The organism is Mycobacterium sp. 20KCMC460 (assembly GCF_022179425.1).
GTDB lineage: Bacteria > Actinomycetota > Actinomycetes > Mycobacteriales > Mycobacteriaceae > Mycobacterium > Mycobacterium kiyosense.
The window spans coordinates 1776305-1798169 of sequence record NZ_AP025524.1 but is presented as its reverse complement, the minus strand read 5'-3'; the positions used below and the strand labels follow the sequence as shown (position 1 = coordinate 1798169).

The window sequence follows — 21865 nt, the reverse complement described above, 5'->3', positions numbered from 1 at the left end:
CGGACCTGCTTCTTCGAGTCTCACGGTACAGACAGAAGACGAGTTGTTTGACTGACGGGGACCGATTATGAAACTATCCTATGAAACGTCTCACAGCCGCAGCATCGCCGTTGCGGCGGATCCCGTCCGTCAATCTCGAAATGGGAGTAAGAGGGAGCCGACATGGCATTTGACCGCGAAGATTTCGACGCCTTCTGGCAAGACTGGCTTGAGATCAACCGTGAGGCTCAGCGCTTAGGGGACTGGGGCATCATGGCCGACTTTTATGAGCCCGACGCGACCTATGGCTACACCTATTCCGCCGAGGACCAATACATGAACGTGGGCCGCGAAGAGATTCGAGCCGGCGTGCTCGGGTTGGAAATGCTGGGATTTCAAGGATGGATCTACCCGTATCAGGCGGTGATCTTCGACGATCGATCTGGTCAAGCGTTTGGGTTTTGGAGGCAGTTGACGACGTTCAATGCGCCGAACGGCCGACCGTACGAGATCAAGGGTCTGGGTGGGAGCTGGTTTCAGTACAGCGGCAACCGCAGCTGGTCGTGGCAACGCGACATGTTTGACGTCGGGGTCGCGACCTCCGCGATGCTGGAAGTACTGCGAGACGGCAACAACTCTCCGCAACTCGACGAGCGAATGAAACTCATTGCCGAGGGCAACATGCCGGGGCACTCCACTTTGGAAGAGATGCGCGCGCCGCTTTGGCCAGTGCCACTCATATCGGAATGACGACGATCGATGAGTCGGCCGGCTGTTGCCATGCCGGTGGCCGGACCCCGAGAACTGGTCCACGGCGAACGAGAGTCGTTCATCGGTGGGTACAGGTGGCAGCGTAGCGGGCCGGGGGTTGGTAGCCCAGCGATGAGTGCCGGCGGTGATGGTTGTAGTCGTGTTTCCAGTCGCTGATGACGACGCGGGCCTGGCCGGACCCCGAGAACTGGTCCACGGCGAACGAGAGTCGTTCATCGGTGGGTACAGGTGGCAGCGTAGCGGGCCGGGGGTTGGTAGCCCAGCGATGAGTGCCGGCGGTGATGGTTGTAGTCGTGTTTCCAGTCGCTGATGACGACGCGGGCCTGGGTCAGGGACCAGAAGCTGTTGATGTTGAGGCATTCGTCGCGCAGGCGGGAGTTGAAGGATTCGACGTAGCCGTTGCGCCAAGGTTATCCGGCTAATCTTGGCGCGGTTTCAGCTGTTGGGCGGTGTGTTAGTCGGCTTTTGGTTTTCGTAGGCGGCGGAGTTCTTCTTCGTGGCGGCGCACGGTGGTGGCGATGGTGTCCAGCGCGATGCGTAGGTGGGCGATCTCGGTGGTGAGTCCGGACAGGGTGTGGGCTTCCTTGCCGCGGGTGCGGTGTTCTTCGATGATTCTGCGTAGCTCGGAGTTGCGGTAGAGAGTGGCTCGGCCGAGTCCGGTGCGTGCCGCGACGTCATCGAAGGTCACTTGTTGTCCTTCGAGAATGATTGCCGCGCAAGCGTCTTCGACGTGTTGTCGGCGCTGTTGGGGTGTCATCCGGTCTGTGTCTGACTGATGTGGGCGTCGAGGCGTTCGATGAGTCGGCGGTGGCGTTCGGCTTCACCGGTCCAGCCGCGGGCTTCGGCGTCACGGGCCAGGGTTTCGGTGTCGGCGCGCTGAGCGGCCAGGACGGGCAGGTAGCCGGTATCGGTGCGGAAGTTGGGGCAGTGTTCGCAAATATTGGCGTAGGCGCACGGGCCTTGGACTTGGGCGCGGATGCAGAAGCCACCTGCCAGGCGGGCCTTGACCGCGGGCGCCTGTCTCCAGTCGCCGTCGAAGATCGGCAATTGGGTGCGCCCGTGGGGTGGCTCGGTGGGCAGGGTGCCCAGGTGGGCTTTCGCGGCGGCCAAGGCTCGCTCGTATTCGGTGCGCACGGTCGAGTCGAACAGCCGTCCGTAGCGCAGGCTCATCTCCGCCGAGAGATGGCCGAGCAAGGCCATCAGGCTCTGCAGGGATACGCCAGCGTTGACCAGTGCGGTGGCGTAGGTGTGGCGCAGCTGGTGTGGGGTGATGTGCGGCAGGCCGGCGTCGGCAGTAACGCGGGTCAGGACGTCGCGAAGGTGATCGGCGGTCAGGCGCCGACCGTGGTGGGTGAGCAGGTAGTCGGTGGGTCGAGCCGTGCGCGGGTGGGGCAACGGCCGTCCGGGTGAGCGGTGGGCGACGATGCGGTCGATCAGCGCGACGGTTTCCTCGTCTAGCGGCACCATGCGTTCGGTGTTCAGCTTGCCCAGCGGAACCTTCAGCCAGGCGCCTTGGCCGGGGATCTCGTGCACGCTGTCCAGTTCCAGGTCGACGAGCTCACCGATGCGCAAACCGGTCGCTCGTTGCAGCAGCAACGCATCAGCGGGCAGCCGCTCGGGCCAGGCCTGCAGCGCTTGAGTCAGGCGCCGGTCCAGATCGGGGTCAGGTAGCGCGGCAACGGTCGGGGCAGCTTGGGGATATCGGAGCGAAACACCAGGCGCCGCTGCGGTGCTTCGGGCCAGCCCCATTCGGCGATGTTGTTGAGCAGGCAGTGCACTGCCAGGATCCGGCCGCGGCGCTCAGATGCCTGGATCGGTGCACCGGTGCGGGTGTTGGTCGCCTCGGCAGTCGCGGTCAGGTAGGTCTCAATGTGGCGGCGGCGGTCCAGGTCGGTCAAGCTCGTTAGCGTCGGGTCGACCGAGGCCAGATGCGCGGCGAAGTGGTTGAGCCGGGTTGCGGTGCCGGTGACCGTGCTGCGGCTGTGGGTGGCGGTCAACCGATCGAGGTAGGCCACAAACGAGCCGCGCAGCGCCGGGGTGGCATCCCGCATCCGTTGCGCAAAGCTCTGCCGTAGCAGGCTGGTCGCGTTGACCGGCTGTTCGGTGAACACACCGAGGTGAAACATGACCTGCCGGGCGGTGTGGGTGGCGCTGCTGTAGTGACGACTGGCTTTCCCTAGGCCGTGGCGGGCTGCGCTTGCGGCCAGCAAGTCGTCGAAATTGTTGTCGGTCAACGTATCCAACCGTCGGCCGGTCTGGATGAGTAGCCTGCCGATCACCTGTGATGCGGCCGCGCTGCGGGTGCGTTCGGTGAAGCCGAGTTCTTGCGCGGCGCCCAAGAACTCGGCCAGGTCCTCCGCTGAACGGCCCCGGTGGCAGATGCCGCCAGAACACGGCCAGTTTGCGGTGGATCAGGTAGTCATAGCCGGGCCGCAGATAGCGGGCCAACATCAGAAACGTGACGAACGAGCGGGTGGGATGAGAAACGGTCAACCGCACTTCGAGCGGCTCACCGGCCCACCGCTGCGGATCAGGCCAGCGCCGCAGGAACGTTCGCGCGGCCGAGCCAAGGTTCACACTGGTCAAACCGAGCCGAGCGCAGTGTTCGTCGTAGGCGGCGAGCAGGTCGACCTCAGGTGCGGGTGCGTAGGCGAGCACGGGCGGCATCGAACTCCTCACGCAGAAACGTTGGGGCCAAATGGATGTAGGCGGCAGCGGAATCGACGTGGTCGTGGCCCATCAGCGCTTGGATCACCGACAGGTCGACCCCAGCCTCGGCCAGTGCGGTGCCAAACGAATGCCGTAACGCGTGTGGATGCCCTGCAGCGACACCGGAGCGCTCGCGGTGATACCGGAACACCGTGCGCAGCCCCGCAGGGGTCAGCGGCTGTCCGCGATGGGCGCCTTTGGCGACAACGAACAGTGCATCAGCGTCAGTTTCGGGGCGTTCAGCCAGCAGATAGGTTTGGATCGCACCAGCCACGTCGGTATCAATCGGCACCGAGCGTTCCTTGCCGCCCTTACCGAGCACCCGAACCCAGCGCCGCGCAATGTCGATATCGCTGACCCGCAGCGAAAGTACTTCCGCCGAACGCAGACCCGACAACAGCATCAACCCGCCGATCGCGCGGTCACGCCAGCTACGGAAGCTGCCCAGCAGCGCCGCAGATTCCTCCCGCGACAATCCGCGTGGCAACCGGCGCGGCTCACGGACCCGCAGCCTGACCGAGACTTCGGTTTCGCCGTGTGCGCCAATAGCCCGGAACGCTCACTGCGCGAACGCAATCGGGCCGCCCGACCGCTACCGACCGGGTTACGCGCATCCGGGTCACGCATCTCCCGAAACGCAAACAAGCTCGAAATCGCCGCCAACCGCCGATTGATCGTCGCCGGCGCATACCCCTGATTACGGCCATCACGGATCGAATACACGTTGCCACCCGGCCGACCCGGCAACGTCGCCTCCCGACATGCCGTCAAGAACCGCAGCAGCACATCAACATTCACCTCCGCCAGAACCAACTGCTCGCCACTCAGCCACCGCGCGAACGCCAACAGGTCATAGGCGTAAGCACGGCAGGTCCGAGGGGAGAAATTACGGTCAGCCAGAAACCCCAGGAATTCATTCACCAACCCGAACTTCTCCGCGGCCGTCCCGCGCAACTGCCAGACGCCATCGTCGTCCACAGCCGCAGAGAGTTCCTTCGTCATGAGATGTACATATCTCATCTCGCACCACCACGGTCTAGAACCGCAGGAAAACGGCGTGTCGCGCGAAATCGATTATCCCGATTAGCCGGTTAAGAGAGGTTCGCCGGGTGGAATGAAGTGCAATCCAACTTGGCCTGAGGCCCAGTCAGCCATTGCGACACAAGCCAATTCGGGTCCGTTGTCGCATCGCAGGACCGTCGGATAGGTGCCGCGCTGAGAGGCCACGCGGTCCAGTTCGTCGATCAGGTGCTCGCCGGTGATGCTGCGCTCGACCATCCCGCCGAGGCATTCGCGGGTGTGCTCGTCGATGATCGACACGATCTTGATGGGCCGACCGTCGGTGGTGACGTCGAACTGGAAGTCCACCGCCCAGACCCGGTCGGGCCCATCAGCGGTCACGGCCAGCGGGGCGGTGGAGATGCCGTGCCGTTTGCGCTTGCGCCGCTGCGGCACCCGCAGTCCTTCCTCACGCCAAAGGCGTTGGATCTTCTTGTGATTCACCTGCCAGCCTTCACCTCGGGCATCGTGGTAGGCGGGCCGGAAGCCACGCCGCGGGTGTTTATCGGGCGTAGGCGCGTAGCCAGTCCCGCCAGGGCAGCGTCGGGGTCTTCTGGTGTCGCCGCGGTCGGCTCGTGGCGTTGGGTGGCGCGGTGTTGCCCGGTGACGCGACAGGCGAACCGCTCGCTGACCCCAGCACACGCTGGAGATGACGAACGGCCGCCCGTCGGCGTTCCGGGCCTAGAAGTTTCCCTTCGCGATCTCCCGCAGCGCGTCCTTCTCCAGCTCGGCGTTGGCCAACAACCGCTTGAGGGTGGCGTTCTCGCGTTCGAGGTCCTTGAGCTTCTTGGCGTCCTCGGCCTTCAGGCCGCCGAACTGGTTGCGCCAGCGGTGGTAAGTGGCCTCGGACACCCCGAGCTCGCGGCAGACCGCCGCGGTGTCCTTGCCCTCGGCCAGCAGCCGATCGGCCGCCATCAACTTCCGCACAATCTGCTCTGGACTATGCCGCTTCCTCGTCGCCATGATCTTGTCGAGCCTTCCTGCCCACAACGTGGGCCGCAAGACTCTCATAAGCCATGGATCAACCAATCGGGGTCAGGCCAAGGACAGAGCCCGCGGCCGCATCGTCGCCACGGGCGGTATCGATGCCGAGGGCCGTGTCGCCTGGGATGAGACCGAGTCCAGCGTCAGCGGAGAACTCCCCGAACTCGCTGCGTAGATCCGGCAGCACCTCGCCGAGGGATACAGCGGCGGACAGCTGCGCCCGCCTCCGGAGTGGTTCGAGCTTAGCGCGAACCTCGGCCGACGGTGAGCGTCCGCTGCTATCGCCCTCAAGAAAGCACCGCGAGCGTTATAGATCAGCGCACTGGAGCCGGTTCGGGGTGCATACAGGCCCGAGTGGTCTCGCCGGAATCACATGAGCAGGGGTCGTTTCGACCCGTTCGTGTTGGCAGGCCCAGTGGTTCAGTCTTACTGCTTGCAGTTATGTCGCACGCATTGGTGATGTCGGCTGCGATCCACCAGAGATCCCGCGTAAAAGGCATAATGAGCATGAGACTGAGACGGATTGACTCGACAATATACAGCTTGACGAGGGAGTTGGATCTGCCGGGGGCGAACCGGATCGCCCTGTCCTTACCAATTGTTATGTAGTCAGTCCGCCATAGGAGTGCTTGCGCCTCTAGATTGGGATGCGTTGTGTCACACAACATGTCGTAAGTCTCTCGCGCATCCGGTACTTCTTTAGCCAAGCGGTCGAGGCGGGTCAAGATACTCTTGGCGAGCGGCCACCCGTGTTCGGGGCCGTAGAACCTCGATCCCATCCGTGTTTCCCAAAGCAGGCGATACACCGTCGCCTCGCCGGAACTCGACTCGGCCCGAATGCGACTTCGGCTCCCGTGCACCGCACGCCACGAATCGAGCATCTTGTTGTGGGTGTCCCAACACACCACCCCCAGCTCGAACAACGCCCGGGCCGAAACTGCGCTTGGTTGAAGGCTTCCCTGCACCAAGGCAGCCAGTGCCGAGGCGGCGAGTTCCGCGGCCTGAACTCTCTATGTCAACCTGACTCAGGACCACTGTGACGGCTTGATTCGGGACCACCTCGGCGAGGAGGTGGTGGCTCAGGCGTCTTCGTAGGCTGTGATCGCGAGCTGCTACCGCGGGTATGGCTGAGCCGGTATGAGGTGGTGCCGGTTTCGATGATGGTGCCGTGGAAGGTGAGTCGGTCGACGATCGCGGCGCAGAGTCGGGGGTCGGTGAAGGTTTTGGTCCAGCCGGAGAAACTCTCGTTGGATGCGATGGCTACTGACGCCTTTTCCTCGCGTTCAGTGAGTACTTGGAACAGCAACTCCGCGCCCCGGCGGTCGAGTTCCATGTAGCCGAGTTCGTCGATACATAAAAGATCGACGCGGCCGTAGCGGGCGATCGTGCGGGCGAGTTGCTTTTCATCGGCGGCCTCGACGAGTTCGTTGACCAGTTTGGTCGCCAGTGTGTAGCGGACGCGGAAGCCTTGCTCGGCGGCGGCGGTGCCCACACCAATGAGCAGGTGGGACTTGCCGGTGCCCGAGTCGCCGATCAGGCAGAGCGGGTCGCCTCGGCGTATCCAATCGCCTTGGGCGACGGTATGTACGGTGGCGGCGTTGATGTTTGGGTTGGCGTCGAAATCGAAGTCGCCGAACCATTTCTGACGTGGAAACCCGGCCGCTGCGACTCGCCGCAAGGTGGATCGGCGGTCCCGGTCATCGCATTCGGCCAGGAGCAGTTCGGCGAGGAAGCCGTGGTAGGTGAGCTGTTCACGCTCGGCGACTTTCACTGCTTCGTCGATCACCGCACGCACGGTCGGCAACCGCAGGCGTCGGCATGCGGAATCGACGGCGGCTTGGGCCGCTTGTGGGGTCATCCCGCGTTGGCGGCGCAGGGTGTTGGTGACTTTCGTGGCCGTGCTCATGATCCAGTCGTTCCTTCCATTCCGTCACCGGGTGGCGGTGTTGGGGGTCTGCGTTGGAGCAGCTCGTCGTAGGCCGCGACGTCAGGCAGCGGCCGGGTGTCGGTGGCAGGCCGGCGATCACGGTCGCTGGATCAGCCAGGCGGCGCTGGGTCAGACTGACGACCCGGTAATCGACGGTATTGGCATGGTTACCGGCGTGACGGTCTGATTCGAGACCACCACCGGCGGCATGCAGGCGTGCTTCGACCGCGACCACATCCGCTGAAACGGCACCGACCGACAGGGCGGCGTGGATCCCGGCGATCACATCGGTAGCGCGCATGCTGCGGTGCAGCAGCAGCACGTCGATTAGCGAGCGAGTCCCGCCAGCATCGCCGTCGACGCGGCGGGCCTGCTGCCAGAACGCCTCGTGCGCTGCGGTGAAAGTGCCGGCGGCGCGGGCCTGAGCAAGCGCGGTGGAGCCGGGCAACGCGCCGGGTTTGCAGTGCAACACCTTCCAGATAGTGGTCGAGGTTGATCGATTGCCCGTTGCGGGTCGTGACGCGTTCATGGCGTGCGGCGATAGTGCGGCCGTCGAAGACGACCAACTCCGAGGCCCGCAGCGACACCCTGACTTTGCGTCCGATCAACCGGGCGGGAACCGAGTACTTCGCCGACCGCGCCGTGATCAGCGCCGACCGGTCCACCCGTGGATGCAGCACCAGCCCCGGGTCGAACCGCTCGGCAGGCAGAGCGGCGAGATGTTCTCGTTCGGTCTGGAAGTCCTGGCCCACGGCGTGCAGCCGGCCGGTGACCCGCCGATGATCCTCACGTGCTTCGCAGCGGCGGATGTAGTCGTTGAGCTCTGACAGCGAGTCCACTTCCGGCATGGGCGTGAGCCAGGTGCGGCGGAAACGTCCGATCTCGCCCTCGACTCCGCCTTTCTCGTGGGCGCCTTTCACTCCCGGCTGGCAGTAGAACGGGTCGAACCCGTAGAACGATCTGAACAGCACCCACCGGTCGTTCTCGACCCTGCCCCGACCGCGGCCGAACACCACCGAGGTGACCGCAGACTTCAAGTTGTCGTAGCGGATATGGCGCACCGGGATGCCGCCGATCACGTCGAATGCTTCGATGTGGCCTTCGAGGAACGCCTCCTGCGACTGAGTCGCATACACCCGATGGACTGCCTTGCCGGACATCGACATTCGGAAAACGAACATGTAGCAGCGGGTTCTGACACCAGCGAGGATGACGTGAACCTCGCCGAAATCAACCTCAGCTTCAGCGCCGGGCGGGTGTTCCTGCGGCACGAACGCTTCCTGCGCCTGCTTACCGGACTCGGCGATGATCTCCGCACGACGGACCCGGACATAGTCACGCACCGACGAATACGACACATCCTCAACGCCGTGTTCATCGGCCAGACGATTGCAAATCCTTGTCGCAGTGTGGCGTTGCTTGCGGGGCGCATCCAGATCGGTCCGCAGCATCGCATCAATCGCAGGTTTGAGCGGGCCCAGTTTCGGCGACTCCCGCACCGGTGTCTTCCGCCTCGGCGGCTCCGGATTCGCCAACGCGTGCCGGACCGTATCCCGGCCAACCTTGTACTTACGAGCAAGCGCCCGAATACCCAAACCCTCGACCGGGCGTCCCTACGTATCTGGGCGAACAGCTCCACACGACTTCCCATCCGGAACCCTCCGACAGCGAGCCAATAATCGACACGCCAACCGTCGAGGGTGGTCCTGAATCAAACCGTCACAACACACCGGTCTGAAAGAAGGTGGTCCTGAATCAGGCCGTCACACCGGTCCTGAATCAAACTGTCATAGCCACCTGAACCAACCGTTCAGCGCGATGCGCCACGAGGGCGGAGAGAAACGCTAGACGTGTGACGTCGCGACGGTCTGGAGCGGTGTAGATGACGAATTCCGGAAGCCGATGCCGCTTCAGCTCGTCGACCAGTTGCGAGATAAGGCTGTCGATCAAGTGGAGTCGGAGCTTTGACTTTTCGACGCCATGGGTGTCCCGCAGTATTGGCTCGAGCACGGCCGACCACGCGCGCCCGTCTGCGCGGTCGAGGACCCCATGGCTCGGAAGCGCAGTCACGTCCATTCAACCGTGGCCCTCGTTACTTTAGGCGTCGAGTCGTGATCTGAGGGCTGTGACTCCCGCGTCCAGATCGTCGTGGCGAATCACTACGACGGAGTAACCGCAGTCCTTGAGCTTCTCGCGGCGAGCGACGTCGATCTTCTGCTGAAATGCCTTGTCGTGGACCCCGCCGTCGAGGAACACCGCTATGTGCATCCCCTCGCCCACATAGTAGAGATCGGCAGAAGCGACGGGTTTCTCCGGCGGAAGTCCCTGATGGGCACTAGTCGGTGCGGGCAGCCCCGCAGCACGCAGTGCCGCCACCATGGCTTCCTCGGTGGCGGAGTCGAACGATGTAACGACCGCGTCCCACGACTCGGGCGCATGGTCGATCGCAATGGCCAACCCGGCGAGAAGGTCGACGAAGAAGTCGACGACCAACGTCCGGTCCAGGGTATCGTGATGCCATTGGTTGTAGAAACTGCGCAGACACTCGTAGCACGAGGCTTGGCAAGCGTCGGACTGGTCGTTGCCCTGCGGGTCGACGTGGAGGATATCTAGAGCCCTTGCGGCAACGGCCTCCCACGCTGCTTGGTCGGTCATACGGTCAAGCACACCAATGCCGCCTTCATCCATTTCGTAGATCAGGATGCGACGCTCCTGCGGGCCTCCGCGACCGGGATAGACCTGACCGGCGAGCTCATCTTCGTTGACGCCGAAATGCGTTCCCATGGCGGCCTGCAGCGCATACATCAAGGTGTAGGCGTACATGTCGGCGTCGCTATCGTCAGGCGCCGCGACGTCGAGGACCATCATGTCGTGCCGGCCATCGTTGAAGAGCACGATGTTCTCGATCAGGTTTTCGCTCTGCGGAAGGCAGTCGCCGCCTTGGCTGTAGTGATCGGCATCGGGGTTCCACTGTCGGCATCGTGCGCATAGGCTGAAATTGCTGTCGGAGCGGACGAGGCCGGTATTGGCCTGCACGATGTACCCGAGGTGCGCGGTGGTCAAACCGATTGCCGTTCCCGAAGCCGTTGTGAGAGAGCCATTTCGGGTGGAAATGTTCGGCAATCGGTAGGCGGCTTCGACCCTATAGCCTTGGCGCAGGCGTTCTTCGAGGTCAGCGCCGACAGTGTCGCGTTGAATGGCGTACTGATCCATGACGGGCATGGCGTTGCGGAAAACCGTCTGGGTGTCGAGCGGCCGATCGCAGGACGGGCACTTGCTCGTCGTGTCGACGGCGTCACCCCCCAAGTAGTACCCGCATTCGCACAGCGCGAGTTTGGACGTGATGTCCTCAGCGTTGCGTCCCGACGACGCGCGAGTGACTTGATAACGCTTGCCCAAGTGGTAAATCGAGTTGCCGGGCGCAAATTCGCGAAGCGCGATCGACCGCGATCTGACCCGTGCGCGTTCACGGTCGCTGAACCGCAGCAGTGCCGCAGCTCGGGGGAAAGCGTAGCTGGGCAAGAAGCCCCGTTGAGCCAGCCAGGACAGCGGATGGTAGTCGCCGCGGCCGTTGTAGATATGGCCACGGATCGCTTCAACGGAGGACCGGCGGCGATCACCGCTGCGATCCAGTTTTCCCTTGTCTCCCTTGGCATTGAGTTCGTCGAGCTCGACTTTGAGTTCTGCGGCGTAGTCGACGAGCGCCGCCATGGCCGAATCCAAGTCCTGGACGAAGCTGTCGACGATCTCTGCGACGTCCACAGCCTTGACGGTCACTGCTGAGTTGATGACATCGGCGAAAGTGGTTGTCACAGCGGTGGTCAAGGTGCTGCGGTGGGTGGCGATGAAGGAATTCAGCTCCGTCTGGAAGTCAGCGGCCAGCCCACCCAGCCCGTCGTCGAGGCGGGTCCAGGTGCCCAGTTCGGAGGGCAGGTCGCCGTGAATGTTCACGTACTCACCGAGGACGATGGCGTGGGTGTGTGCTGCCAGCAGTGCCTTGTTGTCCAGCAGGAACCGTGGTGTGGTGATCTTGCCGGCGATGATCCGTTCGGGACGTTTGAAGAAGTACTGGTCGTGGGATGCCGCCCGCCCTTGCGCTGAGCAGAAAGTCACGACGGTGGAGGGTTGCGCGGCGCGACCGGCGCGGCCCTGCCGTTGGGCGTAGTTGGCCGGTGACGGTGGAACGTTTCGCATGTAGACGGCCGAGAGAGTGCCGATGTCTACGCCCAGTTCCATGGTGGGGGTGCAGACCAACACGTTGAGCGGATCGCCCTGGGCACGGAAGCGGCTCTCGATGAGCTTTCGCTCGTCACCGTCGAGGCTGCCGGTGTGTTCGGCGGCTTCGACTTTGACGTGTTCGTCTAGGGGTGCGGTGTAGGAGGCGTGGAAGTAGTCGTCGCGGTCCTCGCGGTCAGGTTTGACGGCGGCTTTGACGCAGCGAGGACAGGATCGTTCCTTGGTGAGCAGCCAGCGCGCTGCGCACCGCATGCACCGAAACCCTTGGGGCTCTGCGGCAAACCAATACAGCACATTTTCTTCGTTGACGACCCACCCGCCTTTCTCGTCAATCAGGTAGCCGTACTTCACCAGGCAGTGCGCTGCTTCCCGAATGATCTGCTTGGCGGCTTGGGTTCCGTGGGCATCTGGGTCCAGGCCGACTTCCTTCTTGACCCAGCGGGTCAGCGCGGTGGTTTGAGGCGAGTCGGTGCCATCGGGGAGTATCTTGCCGGCCAGCCGCCGATAGCTAGTGCGGCCCTTGGACTCCCTCTTTTCGTCGTAGAGGGTACGGCGCAAGGGAAGTTCTGGGCCGGCGTGGAAGAACGCTGGATCAGCCAGCTGCTCAAGGACATCGCTGGCAAATCGGTCGTGGTCGGTGAATGCCGCCGCCGGACCGTCGTCGTTAGCGCTGACGATCGCGTGCTGGCGGCGCATGAGATCGAGGATCACCCGCAGCAGATCTTCGGTGAACCCGGGATCGGTTGCAGCGTAGGCCCGGATCATCTTGCGCAGCCCATCGTCTCCGGCGACCGCGGCGGCGACCTTGCCGGGGGTGAACGCCCGGTAGTCGACGACGATCAGGCCGGTGTCCTCCAGGTTGGGCTGGGTCTTGCGTGGACCGCCGCTCGTTTCCAGGAGTACCCCGGTTTTCAGGTAGCGCAGATACCGGCCTTTGGTCTTGCTGGAGCTGTCGCCGGGATCGAAGCCACCCTTATCCTGGCCTGCCCGGGCGAATTTGGGCAGCGTCTTGGTGGCCTCCATTTGTTCGAATGCCGCATCGGCGAGGTCGGCGGTGTCGAGCGCCTCCTCACGGCTCAGGGCACGGCGTGCATGCAGACCGGTGATAAAGGCGCGACGCACGTGGAAACGCCGCGACATCGCCCGCAGATGCGCGGCCTGGAACGACGAATCCTGTTGATTGTCAGTGAATGCCATGACCTGGGGTTTGGCCGTGGCCAGCCCGGAGTCCTGTCCGTTGAGCATCCCTTCAACAATCACGTCTGTGGCCGTCGCCCGGCCCACGGTCCCTACTTGGAAGAATTTGTTGTATTCCGAGTGGTTTCCGTCGTACCGGACACCGCACGACGGGCACAGCAACAGCGGGGCTGAGACGCTGACGACATCGCGTCTGTGCTGATGCCCGCAGTTCGATGCCATGTCCCCGCATTGTCCGCAGACCGTCATCGGCACGGGGACCGCCCCGGCGCGGCCTTTCTTAGGTGTGCCATTCTTGTACACATCGCTGTCCAGGACCGGGGCGACGTCGCGGTCCCATTCGTCGGTCATGACGTAGACGGCGACACCGTCTTCGGCGGCGGCCAGGAAGTCCCGCGAACCCAGACGGGTGGTCAGATCTTCGGCGACATAGAAATCCTGGCCGCAGGACTGGCAGAACACGACCGGAAACGCCGGCACATCCTCCAGTCCGCCCTGTGCGCACGTGCTGCAGGTCGATTCCCCTTGTTCGGACAGGTGCGGTGGCTCTTCGGAGACCAGGCAACGGGTGACTGGCAGTCCCTGGGAGAAGAAAGCGTGGGCTTTGGGGGTGAGTAGTCCGACGTCGGTTCCCTTTGGGCCGGGTGTCTTCACCGCGGCGCCGAGCATGACAGCAGCGTGAATCTCGGCGGCGGCCTGGTCCCGCGTGGCGCCGGGGCGGACGTCGAGGAGGTATCGGTTCTCGAGCTCGGTCATCGACACCGCCCCTGACCACAGTGTGTGCTCCAACCACGCGACGGGCAGCGCATGCCGCACGACATCGGGAGTGGCCGGTTGGTCGAGCATCGCCTCGCCCAGGATTTCCGCCACCGCCGCGTCGGATTCCGCGGCGGTCGCGGCCACCACGGTCGCAAGGTCGACGGGGTCAGCCGAAAGGTAGAGGTCTGAGCCAGTGGGATCGGCGGTCTCTTTCGGGCCGTAGGTTTCTCCGACTACGCAGTCGGGGTCGAACTCCTCCCCGAAGAGCTTGGTGGCGAACGCCGCGATCAGTTGGCGGGCTTCGGCGGGATCGCCCGAGTCGACGGTGGCCGAGGTGCCGACGCAGCGCAAGCTTCCGGCGGTTGCGGTACGTCCTTTGAATCGGCGCACCAGCAGCGCCATATCGGCACCCTGGTGTCCGGAGTAGGTGTGCATCTCGTCGAGCACAAGGAACTGCAGTCGGCCGCCTTTGGCCAGGGTTTCGAACAGGGCGGCGTCCTTACGGCGCACCAGCGCATACTCGAGCATCTTGAAGTTGGTCAACAAGATGTCACAGCCGCTGCTGTGCAGGGTGTCCCGGTCAATCACTTCACTGTCGAACGGTTGGTCTCGGCCGGTGAGCTCCTTGAAGTCCTTCATCGCACCCTCATGGGTAGACTTCAACGTTCCAGTGTAGTTGCACACGGTGAGGCCGCTGCCGGACAACCGGGCGGCGATGTCCTCGTAATGACTGTTGGCCAGGGCGTTCATCGGGTAGATGATCACGGCGATGGGAGACCGAAATCCCTTATTTCCACCGGATTTCATGAGAGTCAGGGCGGTCGATACGATCGGGATGTAGAAGGTGAAAGATTTGCCCGACCCGGTTCCGGTCGTCACGGCGGTGTTATCGCCGGCCATCACTTGCCTGATGGCTTGCTCTTGGTGGACAAACGGTGAGATCGGACCGCTGCTGGCGTCGCCGGGAGTACGTGAAAAGACCGACAGCACAACAGGATCGAGCACACCCTCGTCGACGAGCGTCACCAGCGAGGCGCCGGAGGCAAACGGCTTGGCTAGCGTCAGAAACGGTTCCCGGTACAGCAGACGCCCTTCGCGTCGCTTTTGTTGAACCCAGTCCCGGATGGCCGGGTTCTTGTAGAACTGAAACGAATCAACGTAGCGGGTGTACGTGTCTCGGAGCCCCGAAATCATTGCAAGTGGGTGCATTTAGGGGTTCCCTTCGATTTCTTCGAACGCTTCCAGGCGCAGTCGCTTGCTGTAGTACTCGCCCCGGTGCGATCGGGTCTCGATCTTCTCGAGTAGTTTGAAATGGTCCAGCACAATCTCGTAATCCGCCGTCGATAGCCCGTAGGCTTGCGCGATCAGCGCATCACACTGAGCGTCCAAGGTGTCCCGCCGTTCGGGATCCCATGGACGCAAAGGCTGTCCGACAGCTGCGGCGAGTCGAGTCGAGGTCAGACTTAGTTGCGCTGCGAGATCGGCTGCGCGCTGGGGGATTTCCGAGGGCACTGGTGCCACACATTGCGTCAAGACGGGTGTTGTCACGTGCCCCCCAGGCATGTGCAATCGGACTAGGAAATCCAATGTCATGGAATTGAACAATGCCGCGGCAGCAGTGACCGTTTCGGTTGGCACAAAGAGAATTGGCAAGGTGTCTGTTGCTGGCAACCTTTCTACAATTGCTACACGAAGAATGCGACGATCAGTCCAGGGGCGACCGATTTCACGCAGCGCCATTGCCGCTTCGCCTTCGGTGGCAACCTCGTTGATGCGCTCCTCCGCTACCTTTGTGTGCATCCAGTATCGGGGTTCAATCTCAAAATCTGGGTCGGAGTGTTGCTCATTGGAAACCCACGGAATGTGGGGCTTTCGGCCGTAGCGGTCCTTTCCCTTGAATCCTTCGTAGGTACGAGCGCGGTGGTCCCACCGGTTGGCCATCTGGCCCTCATACACGGGAACGGCAATTCTGCCGTCTCCATGGCTGTAGCGCTTGTCCCGACCGAGCCTAAAACCTTGCTCTTCCAGAACAGGGCCTCGCAGTAGAGCACCGGACACCTTGGCGGTCGATGAATTGAACAGTGCCGCATACCTCAGCCCCCAAGGATTTGCGCCATCAGTATCAGCGAAATCTAGAGGCTTAAAGCGACCCTGCAAAGCAAGCGCCAGTTCGAGTTCGCGCTTATCACCTGTTGACAACAAGTTCTGCGTGCGCGGTGAGGCGACCCGCATCTCATCCCGGGTCCAAATGCGCGGCGGGTTGGTAGCTGCCTCCGCCACCCCGAAGTTGAGCATGGATGCTTGGACGGGCGCCACCACACGCGGGCCGAGATGCAGGATGCAGAACCGTTCGACGGCGGCAACCGCCGGGAATACACGCTTTCCAGATCGGTCTTGGTTGACCATGTCCAAAGTTTCGCGGACACGGTGGTCATCGAGAAGTCGCTTCCACACCAGTGATTGGGAGGCGTCAATTGCGATGCCCGACTTCACGATGAGTCCGACGTGAGCGCTGGAGTTGGCGGCAAGTTCGGTGAAGAGCACGTATGTGTTGACCTTGCCAGAGGTCCGGGTGAAGCGGCCGCAGGACTTGGCGTAGTGCGCCATCCGGCCCTGCAGAGATCGATACCGATCCCACCGCGCAAACATGCCGGGATCGTCCGATTGAAGTGCGGCTATCGCTTGTTTGCGGGTTTCGCTGGTCATCGCCGCAATCGCTGGCTTGTGCTGTTTGAAGAACGCTTGCTCTCCACTTTCGAACTGCTCCCAGGGAGGATTGCCGAGGACCAGATCGAACCCACCCGCGGCGTGGGCCTCTGGGAAGGCAAGCGGCCAGTGCAGCGGATTGATGTCGGCGAGCAGATCGGCTGCGGTTGCCGCTAACTGCGGGTCGGGGTTACCGTCTAGCGCCGCGGCGTATTCGACGCTGGTGGGCGGAGCGACTCCGTGGCCAGTGTCGGCGGTCCAGAAGAACGCTGCGGTCCACAGGTCGGCGGTCTGTTTCCATCGGGCGTAGTCGGGACTAGCGATCCAGGCGCGGTATGCGGCCGCTTTGCGGCGCACTTGTTCGGGACTGTGTTCTCCTTCTTCCAGTTCTGCAGGGAGGGTGAGGGTGAAATCGACGGGGCACTGTTGGAACAGATCACCGCCTGCGCTGTTAAATGCCTCGTTGCGTTGGGCCGCTTTGTTGAGCACAGACCGGTCTGCACCCTTAGCCGACTGCACCTTGTATGCGGCGTCGGGAATCTGTTTGGGCACATTGAGTAGCGGCCATCCCACCAGACTGTCGCCGCAGACGATGTGATGGTCCAAGAACGTCAGCGGTTGGTCTGGCACCACGCAGTGAATCCAAAGTGCCACCTTGGCGAGTTCGGCCGCGAACGGGTCCTTTTCTGCTCCGAAGATGCACCGCTGCAGCACATCTCGCCGCGCATGGGCGAGGTCGACATCCTTTGGCTCATGCGGGTCGCTGCGTGCGCGAGCGACCGCATAGGCCAGGCGTTCAAGCGCGCCAGTCAGAATTGCCGCCGAGCCGCACGCTGGATCCAGAACTTTCAGACCGAGGATCGCGGCGGCCCGGGCAGCGGAATCGTCACCGGCGGCGGCGAGGGTTTGTTCGATCAGCGGGTCCAGTGTGCGGGTCAGCAGCAGATCGGTCAGCTCGATGGGCGTGTAGTAGGAGGCCAGATCGGCGCGTTCGATGCTCAACGGGGCCAGATAGGCCTCCCCTGCGCGTACCACGCGGCCGTCCACGGATTCGGCCGTGGCAGCGATGGTCAGGGTGTAGTCCAGTAGCGACTCATAAACGGCACCGAGTTCCTCGACGCCGAGATTGCGGTAGTCAATGTGCAGGCTCATCTTGCCGGTTTGCACGGTGGTCAACGCTTCGATGGCGGCGGTCAAGTTCCAGTTGGCTAACCGCGCGTTCGTCATCATCGGTGTACGGGCGGCATCGAACAAGAACCCGTTGTACGGGTAGACACCGAGAACGGCGGCATCGGCTTCGTTGCCGAACAACCGGAAGGTGGTCTTGAGGCCTTCCCAAAGATCCATGCGCCTGGGTTCGGCGTGGCCGTCGACGGCAATGGCGCGCAGTCGGGTCAGGCTGTAGCTCTCGCGGTAGAGCGCGTCGGCGCCCTTGAGCATTCCGCGTTGTTCGGCGAAGAGCAGGAACAGGATTCGGTACAAGACGGTGAGCAACTCGCGGTAGAGCTCCCGGCCGAGGTCCGGATCGGATTCCAACTGGCCACGCAGCTCCGGGTTGGCGTCGATGACCCCGTTGGCCAGGCTGCCGATCGCCGATCGGACCTGTGGTTGCAAGCGTCGCCCGGCGGCGACGCCGGCGGAAACCGCTCTGCTGTGAAGCGATTCCAGCAACGTTATAGAGGTCGTGTCGTCAACGACGGCGGTATCACCGTCCTCAGCGTCGTCGTCCTCAGACGCGGCAGTGGTGGTGTCGGGCGAATCCGCGACGGCGGTGTCGGCGCCGGCCCGGAAGCGTGAAACGTGGCACAGCCTCCACAATGCCAAGAAGTCCGGCCAGCTGGCGGCCTCGAAGATCGCAACAACATCAAACTCGACATAGCCGCGGGTGCGGGTGTGGTGGTAATCGCGCAACAGGCGGAGCACTCGGCCGTTGGTTAAGATTCCCCAACGCGCGTCAGCGGCATTGAGATAGCCCTGCAACTCTTCATGTGGGCTGCGCTTGCGTTCACCGCGTTGGTCGAGATCCGCGGCGGCTACTGTGTGGATCGGAGGAGCATGCTCACTCTGCCATCCCAGGTGGCTGATGTCCCATCTTTGGCCTCCGGCGGTAAGGTTCGCGCGTTGATAAATCGGCGAGAAACCCAGTAGGTCAAGCAGTTTGATGACAAGGCGTTCCCGGATCCGGGAGATGTCCATGCCGCTTTTTAGTTCGTCGCCGTAGGTCGACCACAGTGCCACGCCGGTACGGAAGGCGGCTTCCTGGTCGCTGAGGAGTTGCGTCTTGGTGGGGACGACACCGTCGAGGTCAGTGAATGTGGCTGCGACAGTGAGGAATTTCGCATCACCGTCCACATCGGAGGAACGCAGACTGTCGGTGATGACGTCGCCGATGAGGCCGCCGCTGGTGTGGACAAGGCTAACGTCGGTCATGGCTTCACCTGCGGGTAGAGCAGGGTCATTGCTACGAGGTCGGTCGAGGTGGACTCGACTCGGGTCAGTCCGTTGGCCCACGTGGCGACCAGGCTGCTGTGCCGTTGGGCTAGGGTCGTTGCGCGTTGCGCCGCGACTGCGTGTAATCGGTCGCGCAGCTGGGGGTCGTCGAGGACGTGCGCGGTGTCTTCGAGGACGTCGTCGCGGTGCTTGCTGCCTGCGCCAGCTGCGGCGGCCAGCAACGGCGCGGGGTCCAGGGTGTCGCCGGTGCTCAGTTGGTAGCCGATTGGAACTAATTCTTCGAGCAGGACCGGTGGTTCGGCGTGGGCGACGTAGCGGATCAGGGCGTGCAGGAGTACTGCGCGGCCGGTGGTGGTGTCGATGATGCGGGCGGCGACGCGGCCGCGGCACTCAGGCATGCGGGCTTCCTCAAGCGTCATGTCGATGAGGCGTCGAAGCAGGGGGTGGGCGAGGTCGATCACGTCGATGTCGGGGTCGTCGATGCCGATGGTTTGGTCGAAGGTGAACCGGTAACCGGATGGGATCAGGTCCGTGAGGTTCGCGGGAGCGCTGGTGGCGGTGAATATCGCGGCGTCCTCGCTGACGGTGGCGTGGCGATCGCGCAGGCTGCGTAACGTGAACTCCCGCACCTGTTCTGGGGTGCCGGCAAGATCACGCGACGTGGACAGGGCTTCCTCGATGGCTTGCAGTGCGATCCCGGTCTGTCCGTAGAAGGATTCGTCGCGCACCCGTTCCAGCGTGTCGGTTTCGTCGACGCTTTGAGCGGTCAGTTCGGCAAGCTCACTGTCGAGGCTGCTCATATCCTCTTCGGCGTCCTGGGCGAACAGGTCGGCCAAGGACAGCTGCGAGGCGCTGGACCGGGCGGTCACCCGGCCGCGGAAGGCTGCCTGTGGGTCTGACAGGTGCAACAGGATGTCGGTGTTGGCCAGAAACGGCGGCACGAATCCGTAGTCGGCGCGCATCTGTTCGGCCTTGCGGACGATCAGATAGAGCAGGCTGGCATCCAAGGGATCGTCGAGCACCAGTGTGCGGATTCCGACGAACGGTTCGCGCTGCAGGAACCGATCGATGCGTCCGTTGCGTTGCTCGATCCGGTTGGGGTTCCACGGCAGCTCGTAATGTACGAGCTCGGCGCAGGCTCGTTGGAGGTTCACGCCTTCACTGATGCAGTCGGTGGCGATCAGAACGGCCGGGCTGGCTTTTTCGAACCTCGTGAAAACCTCGTTGCGTTGGGCGAGGTTCATCCCGCCGTGGATCGCGTGAACCTCGGTGTCCGCCGGCAGGCCGGCTTTCGGCTTGCCCACCGCCTTTTCCAGGTGAGCGACCAGATAGTCGAGAGTGTCCTTGTATTTGGTGAATACCAGCACTCGGGGTGCATTGGGATGCTGGGCCATCCGTTCGGGCAGCAGTGTGAGCAGGGCCTGCAGTTTCGGGTCTTTGGCTGCGGTGACCTGCTTGGCGAGGTCGCGGATCTCGCCCAGGCGGCGCAGTTCGGTCGCCGCGTCCAGTCCGCTGGTCGCGGTCACGTGCGCAGCGTCTTGTTCGTCGTCTTCATCGAACATCGCATCGGTTGTGGTTTCGGCGGCACGTTCGAGCGCGGTGGCGTTGGTTTCCAAGCTCGTACCGCGGGTCACGGCCGCGATCCGCTTGTCGATGCTTGAGCGCAGCGCCGCCGGGCTGGACAGCAGCCGTTTCTGCAGATGCGCGGCTAGCCAGCGGTCGACGGTGCGGGTGCCGCCGGTGTACAGGTCGCCGGCGTACTCGTTGAGTGCGGCCAGCAGGGCTTGCATCTCTCGCTTGCGGGTGAGGCTGACGAGTTGCTCATCAGCGCGGCGCGCCGGAAAGGGCGATTTGGCACCGCGAAGTCGATACCAGTCTTCGATGTCAGCGCGGCGTCGTTGCACGACGTGATGGTCGCGTGCGCGTCTGCGATCCAGCCCGGCGAAATCGGTGACCAGGGTGGGATCGAGCATCTGGAACAGCGAATGGAACGAATCTGTGTACCCGTTGTGGGGGGTGGCGGTGACCAGCAGCAGGTGCCGGCATCGGGCCGCGGCACTGGACGCGAAGAGGAAGCGCTCCATGTCCGGGGTCGATCGTCCGGCCTGGGTGTGTGGCTTGGCTGCGATGTGCGCTTCGTCGATGATCAGGCAGTCCCAGCCGTAGGACAGGACCTCTTCGGTACGGGTCTTGAGGTAGTCGATGCTCGCGATCACGATGTCGTGGGCGGCCCACACGCTCTGGCCCGGCAGCAGTCGGCGTTCCAGGGCCGGCAGCAGATGCCCGGCCACGATAGTGGCGTCGATGTGGAACATCCGGTCCAGCGCGTCATGCCACTGATCACGCAGGTTGGCAGGGACCGCGATCAAGACTCGGCGGGCGCGGCCACGGGCCAGCAGTTCGGACAGGATAAGTCCCGCCTCCACGGTTTTTCCGGTTCCGACGTCATCGGCGATGAGCAGACGCACCGGGTCGCTGTTGAGAGCCATCAGCAGCGGCACGAGTTGGTAGTCGGTGGGGATAGCTCGCGAGCGCTGCAGGCCGAGGATGGGGGCGGTGCCGTGAAGCAGGGAGAACTTGTAGGCGTCCAGGAGCAACCGTTGCTGGCGGTCGTCGGCCAGCGCGCCGGGTTGGGGAAACGGGAGGTCGCCGGCCTCCACAGTTTCGAGTGCGGTGTGAAACCTGGAAGGCCGGGTGTCGCGGCCGTCGAGTGCTGTCACACCGAAGGTGGTGCCGTCGCAGTAGTCGACACGCCAAAGCCGTTCACGCAGCCGGACCACCTTGCCCGGTGTCAGGAGGTCACCTTCCGTCGGTGTGGCCCCTACCGTGGTCGTCACTGGCGATCCCTTTCGGCTGCTCTGTGGCATCTTCCCGCGGCGTGGTGTGCTGTTTTCGGCGCTGGACTGCCGTGATACTGATCGCGTCCTTGACGGCCTTTCGGTCTGTCGGGGTTCATGTCTTGCTGGACGTTCCATTTCTCCGGCCGCAACGAGTTCCTGCAGGACGATGCGTCGCAAGTTCGCTGAGTTCCTCAGGTTGCGAAGGTAGTCCATCTGGTCGTCGCGGCGCGTTAGCGGCTCAGGTTCG

Annotated in this window: 11 protein-coding genes and 3 pseudogenes; 1 reads left to right on the top strand and 13 read right to left on the bottom strand. The window is 63.3% G+C overall.

The window, feature by feature from the left end; genetic code table 11:
• Positions 1-162 precede the first annotated feature (162 nt).
• Positions 163-729, top strand: a complete 567-nt coding sequence (locus MKCMC460_RS08385) for a nuclear transport factor 2 family protein (RefSeq protein WP_236981474.1) — start codon at positions 163-165, stop codon at positions 727-729.
• Between the two features lie 79 nt (positions 730-808).
• Here the strand turns inward: MKCMC460_RS08385 and MKCMC460_RS31380 are convergent, their stop codons facing one another.
• From MKCMC460_RS31380 to MKCMC460_RS08320, 13 genes and pseudogenes are all read right to left on the bottom strand, one after another.
• Positions 809-946 (bottom strand): integrase core domain-containing protein, encoded by a 138-nt coding sequence (locus tag MKCMC460_RS31380; protein WP_370653092.1) that lies wholly within the window; start codon positions 944-946, stop codon positions 809-811.
• A 16-nt stretch (positions 947-962) separates the two neighbouring features.
• Positions 963-1160, bottom strand: a pseudogene (locus MKCMC460_RS08375) (transposase); the annotation flags it as partial.
• Between the two features lie 44 nt (positions 1161-1204).
• Positions 1205-1507 carry a DUF6262 family protein gene (locus tag MKCMC460_RS08370; protein WP_255735245.1) on the bottom strand — a complete coding sequence of 101 codons (303 nt, stop codon included), beginning with the start codon at positions 1505-1507 and terminating at the stop codon, positions 1205-1207.
• The gene (locus MKCMC460_RS08365) at positions 1504-2499 is read right to left on the bottom strand and encodes a tyrosine-type recombinase/integrase (protein WP_238305539.1); all 996 of its coding nucleotides are present in this window, start codon (positions 2497-2499) and stop codon (positions 1504-1506) included. Before MKCMC460_RS08365 ends, MKCMC460_RS08370 begins: the two co-directional genes overlap by 4 nt.
• Positions 2391-3089 (bottom strand): hypothetical protein, encoded by a 699-nt coding sequence (locus tag MKCMC460_RS08360; protein ID WP_238305537.1) that lies wholly within the window; start codon positions 3087-3089, stop codon positions 2391-2393. Before MKCMC460_RS08360 ends, MKCMC460_RS08365 begins: the two co-directional genes overlap by 109 nt.
• Before the next feature lie 293 nt (positions 3090-3382).
• On the bottom strand, positions 3383-3946 hold the full coding sequence (locus MKCMC460_RS08355) for a tyrosine-type recombinase/integrase (protein WP_238305535.1): 564 nt from the start codon (positions 3944-3946) through the stop codon (positions 3383-3385).
• Positions 3862-4461: a site-specific integrase gene (locus MKCMC460_RS08350; protein WP_238305533.1), complete on the bottom strand. Its 600-nt coding sequence runs from the start codon at positions 4459-4461 to the stop codon at positions 3862-3864. The genes MKCMC460_RS08355 and MKCMC460_RS08350 overlap by 85 nt, the downstream gene beginning before the upstream one ends.
• Positions 4462-4545: 84 nt before the next feature.
• Positions 4546-5481 (bottom strand): annotated as a pseudogene (locus MKCMC460_RS08345) (IS3 family transposase); the annotation flags it as partial.
• A 1036-nt stretch (positions 5482-6517) separates the two neighbouring features.
• Positions 6518-7408 carry an IS21-like element helper ATPase IstB gene (gene istB, locus MKCMC460_RS08340; protein ID WP_238305531.1) on the bottom strand — a complete coding sequence of 297 codons (891 nt, stop codon included), beginning with the start codon at positions 7406-7408 and terminating at the stop codon, positions 6518-6520.
• Positions 7405-9080: pseudogene (gene istA, locus MKCMC460_RS08335) on the bottom strand (IS21 family transposase). Before istA ends, istB begins: the two are co-directional and overlap by 4 nt.
• Positions 9081-9526: 446 nt before the next feature.
• Positions 9527-14815 carry a DEAD/DEAH box helicase gene (locus MKCMC460_RS08330; RefSeq protein WP_236981468.1) on the bottom strand — a complete coding sequence of 1763 codons (5289 nt, stop codon included), beginning with the start codon at positions 14813-14815 and terminating at the stop codon, positions 9527-9529.
• Positions 14816-14830: 15 nt separating this feature from the next.
• Entirely contained in the window at positions 14831-18757 is a 3927-nt protein-coding gene (locus MKCMC460_RS08325) for a hypothetical protein (RefSeq protein ID WP_238305529.1), read from the bottom strand.
• Positions 18754-21615 (bottom strand): helicase-related protein, encoded by a 2862-nt coding sequence (locus MKCMC460_RS08320; RefSeq protein ID WP_238305527.1) that lies wholly within the window; start codon positions 21613-21615, stop codon positions 18754-18756. Before MKCMC460_RS08320 ends, MKCMC460_RS08325 begins: the two co-directional genes overlap by 4 nt.
• Positions 21616-21865 lie beyond the last annotated feature (250 nt).